We start from the raw sequence: 1,080 nt of genomic DNA, 5'->3' as shown, positions 1-1,080 counted from the left end.
CCTTCACCCTGCGCAGGGTCTCCCGCATGCGCTTCACGTTTTCGACGGTGCGCGCAATCGCAGCACCTTGATCGCGTTCGAGCACGAGGCGCGTGGCATCGATCGAGGCCAGCAGCGTCCCCGAGGGAGACGTCGTTGCGACGAGATCGACACATCTGTCCAGATGATCGCGGTTGACCCTGTCGCCGCGCATCGTGACAACGGCTGTCTGGGTATATCCCAGGAGCGCTTTGTGGACGCTGGTGACCGCGAGATCGGCGCCGCACGCGATGGCACCACGACCGGCCATGAAGCCCATATGCCCTCCCCACGCCTGATCGACGACCAGCGGGATGCCACGCCCGTGAGCCGCGCGCGCAAGCGCGGAGATATCGCTCAATGTCCCGACATACGAGGGTGAGGTGACGAACAGCGCCGTCACGTCGGCCGTGACATCCGCGAGCGCACGCGCCGGGACGCCGAGCGGCAAACCGGTCTCGGGGTGGAGCTCCGGATACACCCACACGGGCCGCGCACCCGAGATCACAAGCGCAGCCTGAGCGCTGCGATGGGATGTGCGGTCGATTGCCACCGGCCGCCCCGGACAACTCACGGCGGAGAGCGCAGCGATGTTGCCCTGCGACGAGCCCCCGACGAGGAATCGCGCCTGATCTGCGCCAACGGCTGAGGACCACAAGGCTTCTGCCTGCTCGAGATAGCGATGGCTGTAAGCGTTGTCGTCCACACCACCCTGAAGCGGCACGTCATCGCGAAGGAGCGGTCCCAGAAGATCGGCACCGAGGGCATCCTCGCCATGGGCATAGCGATTCTTGTGTCCGGGGATCTGCAATGGCCGACGGTTTTTCTTCCGCGCAGCGAACCAGGCATCGAGAAGAGGGCCGCGGGTCATGGATTCTCCTCGTGATTGTCTCGAGCGCGGGTTTGATGCGGATTTGACCACACTCACGATTTGCTCGTGTTGTGCATCATGTGGCCACTGCTGCAGTCCTGCCGGCTGCTACAGTCCCACGACAGCCCCCGGAGGTTCCGCCGTGCGCCATGTACTCGTCTTGCTCGCCAGCCTGATGCTTCTCGCGCCCC

1 protein-coding gene is annotated in these 1,080 nt (G+C 64.9%); it reads right to left on the bottom strand.

Going from position 1 to position 1,080, the window contains the following annotated elements; genetic code table 11:
• On the bottom strand, positions 1-889 hold an 889-nt coding region (locus tag EB084_26315), incomplete at its 3' end, for a decarboxylase (GenBank protein ID NDD31777.1).
• Positions 890-1,080 lie beyond the last annotated feature (191 nt).

The organism is Pseudomonadota bacterium (assembly GCA_010028905.1).
Classification (GTDB): Bacteria; Vulcanimicrobiota; Xenobia; order RGZZ01; family RGZZ01; genus RGZZ01.
This window is presented reverse-complemented; position numbering and strand designations above follow the sequence as displayed.